Source organism: Sphingobium sp. AP50, assembly GCF_900109095.1.
Lineage (GTDB): Bacteria > Pseudomonadota > Alphaproteobacteria > Sphingomonadales > Sphingomonadaceae > Sphingobium.
Genome location: NZ_FNYZ01000009.1, coordinates 117,716 through 136,340, shown reverse-complemented (window position 1 = coordinate 136,340; position 18,625 = coordinate 117,716). Strand labels below are relative to the sequence as shown.

Genomic DNA, 18,625 nt, shown 5'->3' with positions numbered 1-18,625 from the left:
ATCGCCGCAAAGTGTGCATCTGTTGTGCGTCGGGCGTGCCACCGGTGGATCGAAAGCGCGCAGTCGAGAACGGCTTTTTTCCAGGATGTGCAGAAGCATTTGATAGCGGTCAAATGCCGGTTTTCAGGCGCTTTCCATCCCAAGTGGCGGCGTGTTGAGAAGGCTGATCGCGCGGCGCGCGCGGCCATCCTCAAAGCTCCGCTAAGTGGCGGATTTCTTGCGAATCATTCTCACGCCCCTGGCCCCTTGCTTCGCATGTGCAGCGGGCCTAAAGCGCCCCCAACAATGACAATTTGTCCCAGGGGATAACATTGGTCGATCTCGCCCAATATCTGCCGATCCTGATTTTTCTCGGGATTGCCTTGCTGCTCTCCACGGCATTCGTGTTTCTGCCGATGCTGGTTGGCCGCCTTACCGGCGCGCACAAGCCCGACCCTGCCAAGCTCTCTGAATATGAATGCGGCTTCCCCGCATTTGAAGAGCCGCGTAGCCAGTTCGATGTGCGCTTTTATCTGGTCGCCATTCTCTTCATCATCTTCGATCTTGAAGCGGCGTTCCTGTTCCCCTGGGCTGTAAGCCTCGACCAGATCGGCTGGGCCGGCTGGGCGACGATGATGATCTTCATAGCGGAGCTGGTGCTCGGCCTCGTCTATGCGTGGAAGAAGGGAGCACTCGATTGGGAGTAGAACTCTATAATCCGGCGCCCGGCACCTTGCCGCCCGTTGGAACCCAGCCCGACCAGGCCTTTTTTGACTCGCTGAACAGCGAAGTGAATGACAAGGGCTTCCTGATCACCTCGACCGAGGAGCTGTTCCAGTGGGCCCGTACCGGCTCGCTGTGGTGGATGACCTTCGGCCTGGCCTGCTGCGCTGTGGAGATGATCCACGTCAACATGCCGCGCTATGACATGGAGCGTTTCGGTGCCGCACCGCGCGCTTCCCCGCGCCAGTCGGACGTGATGATCGTCGCGGGCACGCTCTGCAACAAGATGGCCCCTGCGCTGCGCAAGGTCTACGACCAGATGTCCAACCCGAAATATGTGATTTCGATGGGCAGCTGCGCCAATGGTGGTGGTTACTACCATTATAGCTATTCGGTCGTTCGTGGCTGTGACCGCATCGTGCCGGTCGACATCTATGTGCCGGGTTGCCCGCCGACCGCCGAAGCCTTGCTCTACGGCATCATGCAGTTGCAGCGGAAGATCCGCCGGATCGGGACGATTGAGCGTTAATATGGGCCATTCTGCACCCAAGATCGTGAACCCTGAGGGCATTGCCGAGGAAATCGGCGCGCTGCTGGGTTCGATGCTGATCGAAACCATCGATCATGCTGATGAGCTGACCTTCATTGTTGCACGCGATGATCTGGCCAATGCCATGATCGCGCTGCGCGACATGGCGCATTATCAGCAGCTGATGGAAGTGGCCGGCATCGACTATCCGGAGCGTCCGGAACGGTTCGAAGTCGCCTACCATCTGCTCAGCGTCACGCGGAACCATCGTATCCGCGTGAAGGTATCGACCGATGAGGATACGCCGGTTCCTACCGTGACGCACCTCTGGCCGGTCGCCGGCTGGCTGGAGCGCGAAGTGTTCGACATGTATGGCGTCGTGTTCGACGGCAATACCGACCTGCGTCGCATCCTGACGGACTATGGTTTCAAAGGGCATCCGCAGCGTAAGGACTTCCCGCTGACCGGCTATGTCGAGCTGCGCTATTCCGAAGAGGATAAGCGGGTCGTCTATGAGCCGGTGAAGCTGGCGCAGGACTTCCGCAGCTTCGACTTCATGTCGCCGTGGGAAGGGGCGCAATATGTGCTTCCGGGCGATGAAAAGGCTGCCGCGTCTGCCGCCCCCGCTGCACCTGCCGCCGCTCCCACCCCCAAGGTGACGGAGAAGAAGGGCGTGAGCGGGGCAGGGGAGCCAACCGACAGCGCGGCGAACAAAAAGTCTGAGGACAAGGCCTGATGTCCGACTATCTCGAAAAGATGGATCATGTCACCGACGCCGCTGACCCGGCCTATGGCGACACGGAAATCCAGAATTACACGATCAACTTCGGTCCGCAGCATCCCGCGGCCCACGGCGTGCTGCGTCTGGTCATGGAACTGGACGGCGAAATCGTCGAGCGCTGCGATCCGCATGTTGGCCTGCTGCATCGCGGCACCGAAAAGCTGATCGAGTACAAGACCTATATGCAGGCGCTGCCCTATTTCGATCGGCTGGACTATTGTTCGCCGCTCGGCATGGAGCATAGCTATGTTCTGGCGGTCGAAAAGCTGCTGAACCTGGAAGTGCCGCTGCGCGCGCAATATCTGCGCGTGTTCTTCGCGGAACTGACCCGCATCTGCAATCACATGCTCAATCTCGGCTCGCACGTCATGGACGTCGGCGCGATGACGCCGAACCTGTGGCTGTTCGAAATCCGTGAGGATTGCCTCAACTTCTTCGAACGCGCGTCCGGCGCCCGCATGCATTCGGCCTATTTCCGGCCCGGCGGCGTGCATCAGGACGTGCCGCTCAAGCTGCTGACGGACATTGCCGAATGGCTCGACACCCGTTTGCCGCGCCTGTTCGAAGACGCGATGAGCCTGGTAGTCGACAACCGCATCTTCAAGCAGCGTAACGTCGACATCGCCATCGTCAGCAAGGAAGACGCGCTGAAATGGGGCTTCTCCGGCCCTATGCTGCGCGGCTCGGGTATCGCCTGGGACGTGCGCAAAGCGCAACCTTACGACGTTTATGACCGCATGGACTTCGATATTCCGGTCGGCACCGCCTATGACTGCTATGACCGTTTCATGGTCCGCGTCGAGGAAGTGCGCCAGTCCGCGCGCATCATGAAGCAGTGCCTGAACGAAATGCCCGAAGGGCCGATCGCCAGCTTCGACCGCAAGGTTTCGCCGCCCAAGCGTGGTGAAATGAAGCGTTCGATGGAAGCGCTGATCCACCATTTCAAGCTCTACACCGAGGGCTTCCACGTCCCCGCAGGCGAAGTCTATGTGGCGACCGAAAGCCCCAAGGGCGAATTCGGTGTCTATCTGGTCAGCGACGGCAGCAACAAGCCCTATCGCTGCAAGGTCCGCCCGACCGCCTTCAGCCATCTGCAGGCGATGGACTTCCTGATGAAGGGCCACATGCTGGCCGATACAACCGCTGTCCTGGGCGCCATGGACATCGTGTTTGGAGAATGTGACCGCTAATGGCTGACGCAGTTCATATCCCGGACGAGGCTGAAACCCGTGCGCGCTGGGGCGCGTTCGAGTGGACCGCCGAAAATGCCGAACAGGCCAAGAAGGTCATCGCGCGCTATCCCGCCGGTCGCCAGCAGTCGGCGGTGATGCCGCTGCTCGATCTGGCCCAGCGTCAGGTCGGTGCGGAAACGCAGACCAACGGTTGGCTGCCCGTGCCGGTGATGGAATATATCGGGCGTCAGCTCGATATGCCGTACATGCGCGTCTACGAAGTCGCGACCTTCTACACCATGTATAACCTTGCGCCGGTCGGCCGTTATCATGTGCAGGTGTGCGGCACGACGCCGTGCATGCTCCGCGGTTCGGACGATGTCTTTTCGGCATGCAAGAACAAGGGGCTGGTCAAGGGCGGTACGACCCCCGACGGCCTGTTCACCCTGACCGAAGTCGAATGCCTTGGCGCCTGCGCCAATGCGCCGATGGTCCAGATCAACGACGATAATTTCGAAGATCTGACCTATGACAGCATGAGCGCGATCCTGGAAACGCTGGCTGCTGGCGGTCAGCCCAAGATCGGCCCGCAGATCGATCGTCAGACCAGCGCGCCGGAAGGTGGCCCGACCACTCTCAAGGCAATGGTCACCGAAAATCACGACTATCGGGGGGATTGGGCATGACCGACGCACCCGCACCGGCGGCACCGCCGCCCTTCGTTGGTCCGCTGACCGACAAGGACCGCATCTTCACCAACATCCACGGCTTCCAGGATTGGGGCGTCGACGCGGCCATGAAGCGCGGCGATTGGGATAATACCAAGAAGCTGATGGAAATCGGCCAGGATGGTATCATCGACATCATGAAGGCGTCGAACCTGCGCGGCCGTGGCGGCGCTGGCTTCCCGACTGGCCTGAAATGGTCCTTCATGCCCAAGGAAAGCAAGGACGGTCGTCCCAGCTTCCTGGTCATCAACGCCGACGAATCCGAACCGGGTTCGTGTAAGGACCGCGAAATCATCCGCCACGATCCGCATAAGCTGATCGAAGGCGCGCTGATCGCCGGTTTCGCGATGCGGGCGCGTGCCGCCTACATCTATATCCGCGGTGAGTTCATCTATGAGGCGAAGGTGCTCTTCGCCGCCGTCGAGCAGGCCTATGAAAAGGGCTTTATCGGCAAGAATGCCTGCGGATCGGGCTATGATTTCGACGTGTTCGTCCATCGCGGCGCGGGCGCGTACATCTGCGGCGAGGAAACCGCGCAGATCGAAAGCATTGAGGGCAAGAAGGGCCAGCCTCGTCTGAAGCCGCCTTTCCCGGCAGGTGCGGGTCTTTATGGTTGCCCGACCACCGTGAACAACGTCGAGAGCATCGCGGTCAGCCCGACGATCCTGCGGCGCGGTGCGGCCTGGTTCAACGGCTTTGGTCGTGAGAACAACCGCGGCACCAAGCTGTTCCAGATCAGCGGCCATGTGAACAAGCCCTGCGTCGTCGAGGAATCGATGTCGATCCCGTTCCGTGAACTGATCGACCGCCATTGCGGCGGCATCCGTGGCGGCTGGGACAATCTGCTCGCGGTCATTCCGGGCGGGTCGTCGGTGCCGCTGGTTCCTGCGAAGGAAATCATGGACGCGCCGATGGACTTTGACGGCCTGCGTGCGCTCGGCTCCGGCCTCGGCACTGCCGCCGTCATCGTCATGGACAAGTCGACCGACATCGTCCGCGCCATTTCGCGTCTCTCCTACTTCTACAAGCATGAGAGCTGCGGCCAGTGCACGCCGTGCCGCGAAGGCACCGGCTGGATGTGGCGGGTGATGGAGCGTCTGCGCACCGGCGACGCCGACCAGAGCGAAATCGACATGCTGTTCCAGGTGACCAAGCAGGTCGAAGGCCACACCATCTGCGCGCTTGGCGACGCGGCGGCATGGCCGATCCAGGGGCTGATCCGGCATTTCCGTCCGGAAATCGAGCGCCGGATCAACGAGAACAAGGGTAGTGCCCCCGTCATGGAGGCAGCGGAGTAACCATGCCGAAGGTCAAAGTAGACGGCGTAGAACTCGAAGTCCCGGCGGGCGCCACAGTCCTCCAGGCTTGCGAGCAGGCGGGGAAGGAAATCCCCCGTTTCTGCTATCATGAGCGCCTTTCCATCGCGGGCAATTGCCGCATGTGCCTGGTCGAGGTGAAGCCTGGGCCGCCCAAGCCGCAGGCGTCGTGCGCGCTTCCGGCCACCGAAGGCCAGGAAATCCGCACCGACAGCGAAATGGTCAAGAAGGCCCGCGAAGGGGTGATGGAGTTTCTGCTCATCAACCACCCGCTGGATTGCCCGATCTGCGACCAGGGCGGCGAGTGCGACCTGCAGGACCAGTCGGTCGCCTATGGCCGTGGTTCGTCGCGCTATGACGAAAACAAGCGCGCCGTCACCGAGAAGAATATGGGTCCGATCGTCAAGACGGTCATGACCCGCTGCATCCAGTGCACCCGTTGCGTGCGCTTTGCAGAGGAAGTCGCGGGCGTGCCGGAAATCGGCGCGATCTATCGCGGCGAGAATATGCAGATCACCACCTATCTCGAACATGCCGCCAAGAGCGAGTTGTCGGGCAATGTGGTCGATCTCTGCCCGGTCGGCGCGCTGACCGCCAAGCCCTATGCTTTCGAAGCGCGTCCGTGGGAACTCAAGAAGACCCATGCGATCGACGTGATGGACGCGCTCGGCACCAACATCCGTCTCGACAGCCGTGGTCGTCAGGTGCTGCGCGCCGTGCCGCGCATCAATGATGACGTGAACGAGGAATGGGCATCGGACAAGACCCGTCACAATGTCGACGGTCTGGTCCGCAAGCGTCTCGACAAGCCGTTCGTCCGCAAGGATGGCAAGCTGGTTCCGGCGACCTGGGCGGAAGCCTTTGCCGCTGTCGCCGCCGTCCAGCATGGCGGCAGCGTCGCGGCGATCGCCGGCGACCTGCTCGACTGCGAAACCATGTTCGCGGGCAAGGCGCTGGTCGAAAAGCTCGGCGGTTCGCTGCTGGAAGGCCGTCAGACCGGCCTGTCCTATGATGTGTCGAGCCTGTCGTCGGTGGTGTTCAACACGCCGCTCGCCGATCTTGAAACCGCGGACGTCATCCTGCTGGTCGGCACCAACCTGCGCTGGGAAGCGCCGCTGGTGAATACCCGCATCCGCAAGGCGATCAAGAAGGGCGCGAAGGTCTTCGCCGTCGGTCCCGAATTCGACCTGACCTACAAGGTAGAATGGCTGGGCAATGACGCGTCGCTGCTGGCCAAGCTGCCGGAAGCCGTGCTCGAAGCCTTCAAGGGCGCTGCCCGTCCGGCGATGATCGTCGGTGGCGGCGTGCTGGCCAAGGACGGCGCGCATGGCGACACGCTGGCGCTGGTCGAGACGCTGGGCCTGATCAAGGATGGCTGGAACGGTTACAATGTCCTGCACTTCGCGGCGGCCCGCATGGGCGGCCTGATGCTGGGCTATGCGACCAAGGGCGGTATCAAGGCGGTGGCGGAAGCCGCGCCCAAGCTGCTCTTCTCGCTGGGCGCCGACGAAGTCGACTATTCGGCCTTCGGCAGCAGCTTCAAGGTCTATGTCGGCCATCATGGCGACAAGGGCGCGCATGCGGCGGACGTGATCCTGCCGGGCGCAAGCTATGCCGAAAAGGCGGGCACCTACGTCAATCTGGAAGGCCGGGTGCAGTTCGGTGAAAAGGCCGTGTTCGCGCCGGGCGACGCCCGCGAGGACTGGTCGATCCTGCGCGCCCTGTCGGAAGCGGTGGGTGCCAAGCTGCCGTTCGACAGCTTCGACGCGCTGCGCGCCGAAATGGTCAAGGCGGTTCCGGCGCTGGGCGTCGAAGGCATCGCCGACTATGGCTGGTCCGTTCCTTCGCTGCCCACCGGAGCGACCGGCGAATTCGGCTCGCCGATCAAGGATTTCTACCTCACTAACGCCATCTGCCGCGCCAGCCCGACGATGCAGCAATGCTCGGCCGAGCTGATCCATGGCGTTGAGTTCGCGGAGGCCGCAGAGTGACCGCTTTCTTCCAAGGCCTGGGCCTGCCGTTCGAAGGCGCCTGGCTGCTCTCCACCGTCATTGGCATTCTGGTCATCGCGCTGCCGCTGATGCTGGCGGTTGCCATGATCATCTATGTTGACCGCAAGATCTGGGCCGCCATGGCGCTGCGCCGTGGTCCCAACGTTGTCGGCCCGCTGGGTCTGCTCCAGTCTTTCGCGGACGGTCTGAAGGTCTTCCTTCAGGAAACCATCGTTCCTTCGGCGTCGAACAAGGCCCTGTTCCTGATCGCGCCGATCATCACCTTCACCGTCGCGCTGATGGCCTGGGCCGTCATCCCCTTCGGCGTTGGTGTGATGGTGTCCAACATCAATGTCGGCCTGCTCTACATTCTCGCCATCTCGTCGCTCGGCGTTTATGGCGTGATCCTGTCGGGTTGGGCATCCAACTCCAAATACCCCTTCTACTCCGCGATCCGCGCCAGCGCGCAGATGATCAGCTATGAAGTCTCGATCGGCTTCATCCTGATTACCGTGGTCCTGTGGGCTGGCAGCTTCAACATGTCGGCGATCGTGGAAAGCCAGAAGGGCTATTACGGCTTCGTCAACGGCAACTTCATCAACCCGTTGCTGTTTCCGATGGCGATCATGTTCCTGATTTCGGCTCTGGCGGAAACGGCGCGTGCGCCGTTCGATCTGACCGAAGCGGAATCGGAACTCGTCGCGGGTTACCAGACCGAATATTCGTCCATGGCCTTCGCGCTCTTCTGGCTTGGCGAATATGCCAACGTCATCCTGATGTGCGGCCTGAACGCGATCCTGTTCTGGGGCGGTTATCTGCCGCCGTTCGACTGGGCGCCGCTTTACTGCGTGCCGGGTATCATCTGGCTGCTGCTCAAGATGGCCTTCTTCTTCTTCGTCTTCTCCTGGGTGAAGGCGACGGTGCCCCGCTACCGCTATGACCAGCTGATGCGGCTGGGCTGGAAAATCTTCCTGCCGACGTCGCTGTTGTTCGTCTTCCTGGTTTCGGGCTTCCTCATGCTGACAAGGTATTCGTGACATGAGCCTTGGCTATTACGTCAAAAGCTTCACCCTCTGGGAGTTCGTGAAGGCGCATTGGTTGACCTTGAAGTATTTCTTCAAGCCCAAGGCGACGATCAACTATCCCTATGAGAAGAACCCGATTTCGCCGCGTTTCCGTGGTGAACATGCGCTGCGCCGCTATCCCAATGGGGAAGAGCGCTGCATCGCGTGCAAACTGTGCGAGGCCATCTGTCCGGCGCAGGCGATCACCATCGAGGCGCAGCCGCGCGACGATGGCAGCCGCCGTACCACGCGCTATGACATCGACATGACCAAGTGCATCTATTGCGGCTTCTGTCAGGAAGCCTGCCCGGTGGATGCGGTCGTGGAAGGCCCGAACTTCGAGTTCGCGACCGAAACCCGCGAGGAGCTGATCTACGACAAGGCCAAGCTCCTGGAAAACGGTGACAAGTGGGAGCGTGCTATCGCCGCGAACCTTGCCGCTGATGCACCCTATCGTTAAGCCGCCGGCGTCAAAGGGAATATGAACCTGTGATCCACGTCCTCGCCTTCTACCTGTTCGCCATTTTGGTGGTGAGCAGCGGCGCGCTCACGATATTGTCGCGCAACCCGGTCCATTCGGTCCTCTGGCTGATCCTGGCCTTCTTCAACGCTGCCGGTCTGATGATCCTGCTCGGCGCCGAATTCATCGCGATGCTGCTTGTCATCGTCTATGTCGGTGCGGTCGCGGTGCTGTTCCTGTTCGTCGTCATGATGCTCGACATCGACTTCGCCGAACTGCGCGCCGGTTTCGTCAGCTATCTGCCCTTCGGCCTGCTGATCGCGGCGGTGCTGCTGGCGGAAATCGTCCTTGGCATCGGCCTGTGGAGCGTCGGTCCGATCGAACTGGCGCAGCGTGCCGCGCCGGTTAACCCGGAACTGAGCAATATCCAGGCGATCGGTGGCCTTCTCTACACCCGCTATATCTTCCTGTTCGAAGCGGCAGGCATTGTCCTGCTGGTTGCGATGATCGGTGCGATCGTCCTGACGCATCGGGCACGGGGTGGCGTGAAGGGCCAGAATGTCGCCAAGCAGAACCGCCGTCGTCCGCAGGACGCCGTGCGCAACATCAATCAGCCCGTAGGGCAGGGGGTGGAGCTGTGATCGGCCTTCAACATTATATGGTGGTCAGCGCCATCCTCTTCGTGATGGGGGTGCTGGGCATCTTCATCAACCGCAAGAATGTCATCATCATCCTGATGGCGATCGAGCTGATCCTCCTCAGCGTGAACATCAACCTCGTCGCCTTCAGCGCCTTCCTGGGCGATTTGGTGGGCCAGGTCTTCTCGATGTTCGTGCTGACCGTCGCGGCGGGTGAAGCGGCCATCGGCCTCGCCATCCTCGTCATTTACTTCCGTGGTCGCGGCACCATCGCCGTCGACGATGTCAACCGGATGAAGGGCTGAGCCTCCTGACATGATTCAGTATATCGTCCTTCTTCCGCTGCTGGCTGCTGCCATTGCCGGCCTTGGCAACAAGGCCCTTGGCAAGCTGCCCGCAAAGATCGTCACGACCGGCGCGCTGTTCATTGCTTGCGCGCTGAGCTGGGTGACCTTCATTCCTTTCCTGACCGGCCATGCCGAAGCGACGGTGACGCCGCTGTTCACCTGGATCGAAAGCGGCAGCTTCGATGCCCAGTGGGCGCTGCGCGTCGATACGATGACGGCGGTCATGCTGGTGGTCATCACCAGCGTTTCCAGCCTCGTCCACCTCTATAGCTGGGGCTATATGGACGAAGAGCCGGATCAGCCGCGCTTCTTCGCCTATCTCTCGCTCTTCACCTTCGCGATGCTGATGCTCGTGACCGCGAACAATCTGCTTCAGATGTTCTTCGGCTGGGAAGGCGTGGGTCTGGCCTCGTACCTGCTGATCGGTTTCTGGTTCCGTAAGCCGAGTGCAAACGCGGCCGCGATTAAGGCATTCGTTGTCAACCGCGTCGGCGACCTTGGCTTCATGATGGGTATTTTCGGCACCTATCTGGTGTTCAACACCATCTCGATCCCGGAAATCCTGGCCGCCGCGCCTTCGATGGCCGGTTCGACCATTGGTTTCCTCGGCTATCGTTTCGACACCATGACCGTGCTCTGCCTGCTGCTGTTCGTCGGCGCCATGGGCAAGTCGGCGCAGCTTGGCCTGCACACCTGGTTGCCGGACGCGATGGAAGGCCCGACCCCGGTGTCGGCGCTGATCCACGCGGCGACCATGGTCACCGCCGGCGTCTTCATGGTCTGCCGCCTGTCGCCCATGTTCGAAACGTCGGAAACGGCGATGCATGTCGTCACCTATGTCGGTGCCGCGACCTGTCTGTTCGCGGCTACCGTCGGCACGGTGCAGACCGACATCAAGCGCGTGATCGCCTATTCGACCTGTTCGCAACTGGGCTATATGTTCTTCGCGGCGGGGGTTGGCGCCTATGGCGCGGCGATGTTCCACCTGTTCACGCACGCTTTCTTCAAGGCGCTGCTGTTCCTGGGCGCCGGCTCGGTCATCCATGCGATGCACCATGAGCAGGACATGCGTTATTATGGTGGCCTGCGTAAGAGCATCCCGATCACCTTCTGGACGATGACGCTGGGCACCCTTGCCATCACTGGCGTCGGTATCCCGCTGGTGGGCGTCGGTTTTGCCGGCTTCTATTCGAAGGACGGCATCCTTGAAGCGGCCTTCGCGGCCGGTGGCCCGGGCGTTGGCGCCTATTATGTCGGCGTGTTCGCCGCGCTGCTGACCAGCTTCTACAGCTGGCGCCTGGTGTTCCTCACCTTCTTCGGCAAGCCGCGCTGGACCCAGTCCGAACATATCCAGCATGCGCTGCATGACGCCCATGGCCATGGTCATGACGATCACGGCCATGACGATCATGCGCATGCCGCCCATGATCATGGTCACGGTCATGACGATCATCATGCCCATGATGCAGGCGATGGCACGGGCGGGTATCACCCGCACGAAAGCCCGCTGGTCATGCTGGTGCCGCTGCTGGTGCTCAGCCTGGGGGCGGTGTTCGCCGGCTTCGTCTTCCACGACCAGTTCATCGGTCCGGAAGGTGGCGTGGAATTCTGGAAGGGCGCGCTCTTCTTCGACAGCCACCTGATGCATGCGGCGCATGAAGTGCCGACCTGGGTCAAGTTCGGTCCGTTCACCGTGATGCTGACCGGTCTGCTGATCGCATGGCTGGCCTACATCAAGAATACCGACTGGCCGCAGCGCTTCGTCGCGACCTTCGGTGCCCTGTACCAGTTCCTGCTGAACAAGTGGTACTTCGACGAGCTGTACAACTTCCTGTTCGTCAAGCCTGCCTTCGCCATCGGGCGCTTCTTCTGGAAGTTTGGTGACGTCGGCTTCATCGACCGCTTCGGCCCCAACGGGCTGGCTGCTCTGGTCGTGCAGGGCAACAAGATCACCCGTCGGCTTCAGTCCGGCTACCTCTACACCTATGCGCTGGTGATGCTCATCGGGCTCGCCGCGGCTGCAACCTGGGCGATGACACGATAATGGACGGCTTCCCCATCCTTTCCCTGATGATGGCAGTGCCGATGGCCGGGGCCATCGCCTGTCTCTTCGCAGGCGCCAGTGGCGCGCGCTGGATAGCCCTGATCGCCACGCTGGTCGATCTGGTGCTGGGCATCGCGCTCTGGGTGAATTTCGACCAGGGCGGGCTGCAATGGCAGTTCCAGGAATATTATCCCATCTTCGGGCGCTTTGCCTGGGCGCTGGGTATCGACGGCATCGCCCTGATGCTGATCGCGCTCACCGTCTTCCTGATGCCGATCTGTATCGGCGCAAGCTGGGAAGCCATTCAGAAGCGTGTGCCGGAATATATGGCGGCGTTCCTGCTGATGGAGGTGCTGATGATCGGCGTCTTCGCGGCGCAGGATCTCTACCTCTTCTACATCATGTTCGAAGCCGGCCTGATCCCCATGTATCTGGTGATCGGCATCTGGGGCGGCGCGGATCGTATCTACGCTTCGTACAAATTCTTCCTCTACACGCTGCTCGGCTCGGTCCTGATGCTGATCGCGATGATGTGGATGGTGCATGAAGCCGGCACGACCGAAATTCCGGTCCTGATGGGCTATAATTTCGATCCGCATGTCCAGACCTGGTTGTGGCTCGCCTTCTTTGCCAGCTTCGCGGTGAAGATGCCGATGTGGCCGGTCCACACCTGGTTGCCCGACGCGCACGTTCAGGCGCCGACCGCCGGTTCGGTCATTCTGGCTGGCGTGCTGCTGAAGATGGGTGGCTATGGCTTCATCCGCTTCTCGCTGCCGATGTTCCCGGAAGCCTCGGCCCAGTTCGCCTGGCTTGTCTGGGGTCTGTCGATGGTCGCGGTGGTCTATACCAGCCTCGTTGCCCTCGTTCAGTCGGACATGAAGAAGCTGATCGCCTATTCGTCGGTCGCGCATATGGCGATCGTGACCGTCGGCCTGTTCGCCTTCAATCAGGCGGGCATCGAAGGGTCGATGATGGTCATGCTGGGCCATGGTCTGGTGTCGGGCGCGCTGTTCCTGTGCGTCGGCGTCATCTATGACCGCCTGCACACCCGTGAGATCAACCGCTATGGCGGCCTCAGCATCAACATGCCCAAATATGCGGTGCTGTTCCTGCTGTTCACGATGGCTTCGGTCGGTCTGCCGGGCACGTCCAACTTCGTCGGCGAATTCCTGTCGCTGATGGGCATCTATCAGGCTTCGAGCTGGGTCGCGCTGGTCGCCACCACCGGCATCATCCTGGGTGCGGCCTATATGCTCTACCTCTATCGCCGCATCTGTTACGGCGATCAGGTGAATGCCGATGCCGCCGCGATGCCCGACCTGTCGGTGCGTGAAATCGCTCTGCTGGCACCGCTGGCTGCGGCCACCCTGTGGATGGGCGTCTATCCCGAGAGCTTCCTGGCTCCGATGCGCGCCGACATCCATGCGCTTGAAGCGCGTCTCGCCCCTGCGGCTCCCGCAGGAGATTCCAAGATCAAGATGGGTGCGCCCAAGCCTGCGGGCGAGGGCCATCACGAAGAAGCTGCCGCGCACGGGGAGGCGCACTGATGATTGACTCCGCTTCCCTTCTGGCGGTCCTGCCGGAACTCACCCTGACGGCGGGTGGCCTGATCCTGATGCTTGTCGCCGCTTTCGGCGGTGACAATTCGGCCCGGCTGGTAAACTGGCTCTCGGTTCTGGTCCTGATCGGTGCGGGTCTGGCTCTGCCTTGCTCGCTGGCTCACGGCCCGGACGCCTTTGACGGTCTGGTTCGCGCCGATGCTTTCTCCGCCTTTGCCAAGGGCCTGATCTATGTCGCGGCCGCCGCCGCGATCCTGCTGGCCCCGCGCTTCTTCTCGGTCGGCGGGCGTCCTCGCCCCGAATACCCGGTGCTGATCCTGTTCGCCGCCATCGGCATGGGCATGATGGTGTCCGCGGGCGACCTGCTGACGCTCTATGTCGGCCTGGAGATGAACAGCCTTGCCTCCTATGTGCTGGCCAGCTTCATGCGCCAGGACGAACGCTCTTCCGAAGCGGGCCTGAAATATTTCGTGCTCGGTTCGCTGGCGAGCGGCATCCTGCTCTATGGCTCGGCGCTGCTCTATGGCTTCACCGGCACCACCGCGTTCGATGGTATCGCGGTTGCCATGGGCGACGGCGTGTCGAAGGGCGAACTGTTCGGCCTCGTCTTCCTGCTGTCGGGTCTGGCATTCAAGATCAGCGCCGTACCGTTCCACATGTGGACGCCCGACGTCTATGAAGGTGCGCCGACCCCGGTAACCGCCTTCTTCGGCAGCGCGCCCAAGGTCGCTGCGATCGGCCTGACCGTTCGTGTCGCGATCGAGGCGCTGGGTCCGGCCGGTCTGGACTGGCAGCAGATCGTGATCTTCGTCGCGCTGGCTTCCATCCTGTTTGGCGCGGTTGCGGCTATCGGCCAGACCAACATCAAGCGCCTGATGGCCTATTCGTCGATCAACAATGTCGGCTTCGCGCTGGTCGGTCTTGCCGGCGGCACGCCCGCCGGTGCTGCTGCGACGATGAGCTATATGGCGATCTATGTCGTCATGACCATCGGTGGGTTCGCCTGCATCCTGCAGATGCGCGATGCGGACGGCAAGCCGATCGAGGCGATCGCAAGCCTCGCTGGCCTGTCGCAGTCGCGCAAGGGACTGGCCGCAGCGCTTGCCATCTTCATGTTCTCGATGGCCGGTATTCCGCCGCTGTTCGGCTTCTGGGCAAAGTTCCTGGTGTTCGACGCCGCCGTGGCTTCGGGTCTGACGGCATTGGCCGCATTCGGTATCGCAATGTCGGTGATCGGCGCCTTCTATTATCTCAAGATCATCAAGACGATGTATTTCGACGAGCCGACCATCAGCTTCGAAGCGAAGGGCGGCGCGGTTGAGAATGTCATCCTGACGGCCTGTGCCGTGGTGATCCTGCTGGGTTATCTGCTGAACCCCGTACTGGATCAGGCGAGCGCTGCCGCTGCGGCGTCGCTCTTCTGACAAATCTTCTCTTCGTAGAGGAAACCGGCTCCACCAATGCGGACATGTTCGCATTGGTGGAGCAAGGTGTATCGGAGGGCTGCTGGCTGCGCGCCGGCCGCCAGACCGGAGGACGGGGCCGCTTGGGCCGCGTCTGGGAAAGCCCGACCGGCAATCTCTATTGCTCCACGCTGGTCCGGATCGGCACGCACGATCCGCTGCCGCATACGCTGGCGCTGGTCGCCGCCAATGCGGTCCACGCGCTGGTCGCGCCACTCTGCGCCGGACAGGCGCGGATCAAATGGCCCAATGACATATTGGTCGATGGCGCCAAGATCGCCGGCATCCTGTTGGAGCGGGTTGGCGACGCCATCGTCATCGGCATCGGCATCAATGTGACCGATCATCCCACCGATCTGGATCGCCCCGTGACCAGCCTGTTCGGGCAGGGGAGCAAGGATGCGGAGGCTGGCGCGCTGCTCGAACGGCTGGCGCAGCTTTTTGCCCATTGGCTCGGCATCTGGCGGGCGCAGGGGCTCGATCCCGTTCGCGCCCATTGGTTGCTGAATGCTCATCCTATCGGCACCGCCATGCGGGTGGTTCAGCCGGATGGCGAGGTGGTCGAGGGCCAGTTCGATACGCTCGACCGGCAAGGCATGTTGATCCTGCGCTTGGCGAATGGCGATAGCCGTGCCATTCACGCCGGCGACATCATTCTGACCTGAAGGACGGGCCATGCTTCTCGCGATCGACGCGGGCAACACCAATGTCGTTTTTGCGCTGCTCGACGGGCGGGACATCCGCACGCGCTGGCGGATCGCGACGGACCCGCGCCGCACGGCGGACGAATATGCGGTCTGGCTGCACCAGCTTCTCCAGCTGGAGGGTTATGCGATGGCCGATGTCGATGCCGTCATCATCGCTACAGTGGTGCCGCGGGCGCTCCATAATCTTCAGGTGCTGGCCGACAAATATTTCAAGACCACGGCCCTTGTCGCGGGACAAGCACCGGTCGACTGGGGCATCGAACTGGACGTGGCGGAGCCGGCGTCGGTGGGGGCGGACCGGGTTGTAAACGCCATCGCCGCCCACCATCTTTATCCGGGCGATCTGATCGTCATCGATTTCGGCACGGCGACCACATTCGACGTGGTGGATTATAGCGGCGCTTATAAAGGCGGCATCATCGCAGCGGGGATCAACCTGTCGCTGGATGCGCTGGTCGCGGCGGCGGCGAAGCTGCCCAAGATCGCGATCGAGCCGCCGGAGAACCGGTCGGTCATCGGGCGCACCACGGTCGATGCGATGCAGATCGGTGTATTCTGGGGCTATGTGGCCATGATGGAAGGGCTGGTCGCGCGGATTCGCGCGGAAATCGGCCGCCCGGCCAAGGTAATTTCGACGGGCGGCCTGGCCGTCCTTTTTGACGACAATAGTGATATTTTCGATGCGATCGCGCCGGACCTGACCATTCAGGGATTGGCGCTGTTGTACGAACGGAGTTTGAGAACATAATGATACCCAAGGATGAGCTGCTCTTTCTAGCCCTGGGCGGGTCGGGCGAGATCGGCATGAACGTCAATCTATACGGTTGCCAGGGCAAATGGGTGATGGTCGATCTGGGCCTGACCTTTGCCGATCCGGCCTATCCGGGCGTGGAACTGGTCCTGCCCGACCTGTCCTTCATCGAAGAACGCAAGGACGACCTGCTCGGTATCGTGCTGACGCATGGGCATGAAGATCATATCGGCGCCATCCCCTATCTGGCCGCCGATCTGGGCGTGCCGCTCTATGCTACGCCCTTTACCGCAGGTCTGATCCGGCTGAAGCTGGAGGAAGAGGGCCTTACTAAGGACGTCAAGCTGCACGTCATCGAGAATGAAGGCAGCTTCAATCTCGGCCCGTTCGGCTTCCGTTATGTGCCGTTGGCCCATTCGATCCCGGAGGGCAATGCCGTCCTGATCGACACGCCGCATGGCCGCATCTTCCACACCGGCGACTGGAAGCTGGACGAGCAGCCTTTGCTTGGCCAACCGTCGACCCCGGCGGAATTGACCGCGATCGGCGACGAAGGCGTGCTGGCGCTGGTGTGCGACAGCACCAATGTCTTCAACCCCGAAGCCAGCGGCTCCGAAAGCGACGTGCGCGAAGGGCTGATGCAGACTATCGCCAGCGCCAAGGGGCGCGTGCTGGTGACGACCTTTGCGTCGAACGCCGCGCGCGTGCAGACGCTGGGCGAGGTAGCGGTGGCCACCGGGCGCAAGCTGTGCGTTGCTGGTCGTTCGCTCGATCGGATCATCAGCACCGCCAAGGCGGCGGGCTATCTGAAGGACTTTCCGCCGATGATCGATTGGGACGACGCCATGGCGTTGCCCCGCAGAGACGTGATGATCGTGGCCACCGGCGGGCAGGGTGAGGCGCGGGCCGCACTATCGCGCATCGCGTTCGACAGCCATCCGATCAAGCTGGCGGAAGGCGACACGGTCGTCTTTTCCTCCAAGCAGATCCCCGGCAATGAAATCGCCATCGGCCGCATCCAGAATGCGCTGGCGGCCAAGAATATTCTGATGGTCACGGACCGGCAGGCCGAAGTCCATGTGTCGGGCCATCCCGGCCGTCCGGAACTGGAAGCGATGTATCGCTGGATACGGCCCGAAATCCTTTTGCCGGTCCATGGCGAGCGGCGGCATATGGCGGAGCAGGCGCGTCTGGGCCTTGCCAGCGGCCTGCGCCATGCGGTGGTCCAGTCCAATGGCGATGTGCTGCGCCTTGCGCCGGGTACGCCGCAGATTATCGGTCAGGAAGATACCGGCCGGCTGGTGCTGGACGGCGACGTCATCCTGCCGGCTGACGGATCGACCATGAACGAACGGCGCAAGCTGGGCCTGCATGGCCAGATCAGCGTCGCCGTGGCGATCGACCGCAAGGGCAAGCTGATCGGCGATCCGGCGCTGCGCACGCAGGGCGTGCCGGTGGAAGAGGATAAGGCGGCATTTCTGGCGGAGGCGGCCGATGAGGCTGCTGCCGTGATCAGCAAGGGATCGATGGAAGACGATGCTCTGCGGGAGCGTGTCCGCCTCGCCGTTCGGCGCACCGCGACCCGCTGGACGGGCAAGAAGCCGATAGTGGACGTTTTGCTCATCCGCGCCTAATCAGGTCGTCATGAACTGGTACGCTGTCTTCGCCATCTATTTCCTGATGTGGGTGATCAGCGCCTTCATCATGCTGCCCTTCGGCATTCGCACTCCCGATGAAACCGGGGAGGTGTTGCTGCGGGGACAGGCGGACAGCGCGCCCAGCAATTTCCGGCCCGGCCGGGTGGCGTTGCGGGCGACGATCCTGTCGGCCGCACTCTTCGCCCTCTATTATGCCAATTATGTGCAGGGCTGGGTGACGCTGGACATGTTGCCGGGCTATCATTCGGGGCGATGAGCGCAGTTGTGCGCATCGTTCGGGCGGAGGCCGCCCATGTCGAACGATGGGCGCTGATGCGGCATGCGCTGTGGCCGGACGGGCTGATCGACGAGCATCGGGACGAGATATTGGCGATGCTGCGCGAAGGCGGAGCCGACGCTCTGTCCCTGTTGGCGATCGATGTGGCGGGGGAGCCTATCGGCTTTGCCGAAGCGACGCTGCGGCATGATTATGTGAATGGGTGCGATAGCAGCCCGGTACTGTTTCTGGAGGGCATCTATGTCGAGCCGTCGGCGCGGCTGAGCGGCGCGGCGCGGGCGCTGGCCGATGCGGTGATGGATTGGGGCAAGGGCCGGGGTTGCACCGAAATGGCGTCCGACGCCAATCTGGCCAATCAGGCCAGCCATGATTTTCATGCGGCGATCGGCTTTGTCGAGACGGAGCGGGTCGTCTATTTCCGCCGGATGATCGAATAGA

General features: G+C 61.9%; 19 protein-coding genes. All 19 read left to right on the top strand.

Features of this window, described 5'->3' with window-relative positions:
* Positions 1-311 precede the first annotated feature (311 nt).
* From BMY84_RS15845 to aac(6'), 19 genes are read left to right on the top strand one after another with little or no spacing between them, the layout of a single operon-like run.
* Positions 312-686, top strand: coding sequence for an NADH-quinone oxidoreductase subunit A (locus BMY84_RS15845; protein ID WP_093012011.1), 375 nt, complete (start codon positions 312-314; stop codon positions 684-686).
* Positions 677-1,231, top strand: a complete 555-nt coding sequence (locus BMY84_RS15840; RefSeq protein ID WP_093085133.1) for a NuoB/complex I 20 kDa subunit family protein — start codon at positions 677-679, stop codon at positions 1,229-1,231. Before BMY84_RS15845 ends, BMY84_RS15840 begins: the two co-directional genes overlap by 10 nt.
* Before the next feature lies 1 nt (position 1,232).
* Positions 1,233-1,967 (top strand): NADH-quinone oxidoreductase subunit C, encoded by a 735-nt coding sequence (locus BMY84_RS15835; RefSeq protein WP_093085132.1) that lies wholly within the window; start codon positions 1,233-1,235, stop codon positions 1,965-1,967.
* The gene (locus BMY84_RS15830; RefSeq protein WP_093085131.1) at positions 1,967-3,202 is read left to right on the top strand and encodes an NADH-quinone oxidoreductase subunit D; all 1,236 of its coding nucleotides are present in this window, start codon (positions 1,967-1,969) and stop codon (positions 3,200-3,202) included. The genes BMY84_RS15835 and BMY84_RS15830 overlap by 1 nt, the downstream gene beginning before the upstream one ends.
* Positions 3,202-3,870, top strand: a complete 669-nt coding sequence (locus BMY84_RS15825; protein WP_093085129.1) for a complex I 24 kDa subunit family protein — start codon at positions 3,202-3,204, stop codon at positions 3,868-3,870. The genes BMY84_RS15830 and BMY84_RS15825 overlap by 1 nt, the downstream gene beginning before the upstream one ends.
* Positions 3,867-5,210, top strand: coding sequence for an NADH-quinone oxidoreductase subunit NuoF (nuoF, locus tag BMY84_RS15820; RefSeq protein WP_093085128.1), 1,344 nt, complete (start codon positions 3,867-3,869; stop codon positions 5,208-5,210). The genes BMY84_RS15825 and nuoF overlap by 4 nt, the downstream gene beginning before the upstream one ends.
* A 2-nt stretch (positions 5,211-5,212) precedes the next feature.
* A complete protein-coding gene (gene nuoG, locus BMY84_RS15815; RefSeq protein ID WP_093085126.1) occupies positions 5,213-7,219 on the top strand; it encodes an NADH-quinone oxidoreductase subunit NuoG in 2,007 nt (668 codons plus the stop codon).
* Positions 7,216-8,256 carry an NADH-quinone oxidoreductase subunit NuoH gene (nuoH, locus tag BMY84_RS15810; RefSeq protein WP_093085125.1) on the top strand — a complete coding sequence of 347 codons (1,041 nt, stop codon included), beginning with the start codon at positions 7,216-7,218 and terminating at the stop codon, positions 8,254-8,256. The genes nuoG and nuoH overlap by 4 nt, the downstream gene beginning before the upstream one ends.
* 1 nt (position 8,257) lies before the next feature.
* Entirely contained in the window at positions 8,258-8,743 is a 486-nt protein-coding gene (nuoI, locus tag BMY84_RS15805; protein WP_056689625.1) for an NADH-quinone oxidoreductase subunit NuoI, read from the top strand.
* A gap of 29 nt (positions 8,744-8,772) precedes the next feature.
* The gene (locus BMY84_RS15800; RefSeq protein ID WP_093011992.1) at positions 8,773-9,384 is read left to right on the top strand and encodes an NADH-quinone oxidoreductase subunit J; all 612 of its coding nucleotides are present in this window, start codon (positions 8,773-8,775) and stop codon (positions 9,382-9,384) included.
* Positions 9,381-9,686: an NADH-quinone oxidoreductase subunit NuoK gene (gene nuoK / locus BMY84_RS15795; RefSeq protein WP_004211745.1), complete on the top strand. Its 306-nt coding sequence runs from the start codon at positions 9,381-9,383 to the stop codon at positions 9,684-9,686. Before BMY84_RS15800 ends, nuoK begins: the two co-directional genes overlap by 4 nt.
* A gap of 10 nt (positions 9,687-9,696) precedes the next feature.
* Complete coding sequence (nuoL, locus tag BMY84_RS15790) at positions 9,697-11,772, top strand: NADH-quinone oxidoreductase subunit L (RefSeq protein WP_093085123.1); 2,076 nt, start codon at positions 9,697-9,699, stop codon at positions 11,770-11,772.
* Positions 11,772-13,319 carry an NADH-quinone oxidoreductase subunit M gene (locus BMY84_RS15785; protein WP_093085121.1) on the top strand — a complete coding sequence of 516 codons (1,548 nt, stop codon included), beginning with the start codon at positions 11,772-11,774 and terminating at the stop codon, positions 13,317-13,319. Before nuoL ends, BMY84_RS15785 begins: the two co-directional genes overlap by 1 nt.
* Positions 13,319-14,755, top strand: coding sequence for an NADH-quinone oxidoreductase subunit NuoN (gene nuoN, locus BMY84_RS15780; RefSeq protein ID WP_093085120.1), 1,437 nt, complete (start codon positions 13,319-13,321; stop codon positions 14,753-14,755). Before BMY84_RS15785 ends, nuoN begins: the two co-directional genes overlap by 1 nt.
* Entirely contained in the window at positions 14,752-15,459 is a 708-nt protein-coding gene (locus BMY84_RS15775; RefSeq protein WP_256215282.1) for a biotin--[acetyl-CoA-carboxylase] ligase, read from the top strand. The genes nuoN and BMY84_RS15775 overlap by 4 nt, the downstream gene beginning before the upstream one ends.
* Positions 15,460-15,469: 10 nt before the next feature.
* Positions 15,470-16,249, top strand: a complete 780-nt coding sequence (locus BMY84_RS15770; protein ID WP_093085117.1) for a type III pantothenate kinase — start codon at positions 15,470-15,472, stop codon at positions 16,247-16,249.
* Positions 16,249-17,886 (top strand): ribonuclease J, encoded by a 1,638-nt coding sequence (locus tag BMY84_RS15765; RefSeq protein WP_093085115.1) that lies wholly within the window; start codon positions 16,249-16,251, stop codon positions 17,884-17,886. Before BMY84_RS15770 ends, BMY84_RS15765 begins: the two co-directional genes overlap by 1 nt.
* Positions 17,887-17,896: 10 nt before the next feature.
* Positions 17,897-18,166, top strand: a complete 270-nt coding sequence (locus BMY84_RS15760; RefSeq protein ID WP_093085114.1) for a DUF1467 family protein — start codon at positions 17,897-17,899, stop codon at positions 18,164-18,166.
* The gene (gene aac(6'), locus BMY84_RS15755) at positions 18,163-18,624 is read left to right on the top strand and encodes an aminoglycoside 6'-N-acetyltransferase (protein ID WP_093085112.1); all 462 of its coding nucleotides are present in this window, start codon (positions 18,163-18,165) and stop codon (positions 18,622-18,624) included. The genes BMY84_RS15760 and aac(6') overlap by 4 nt, the downstream gene beginning before the upstream one ends.
* The last annotated feature ends 1 nt before the right edge of the window (position 18,625 follow it).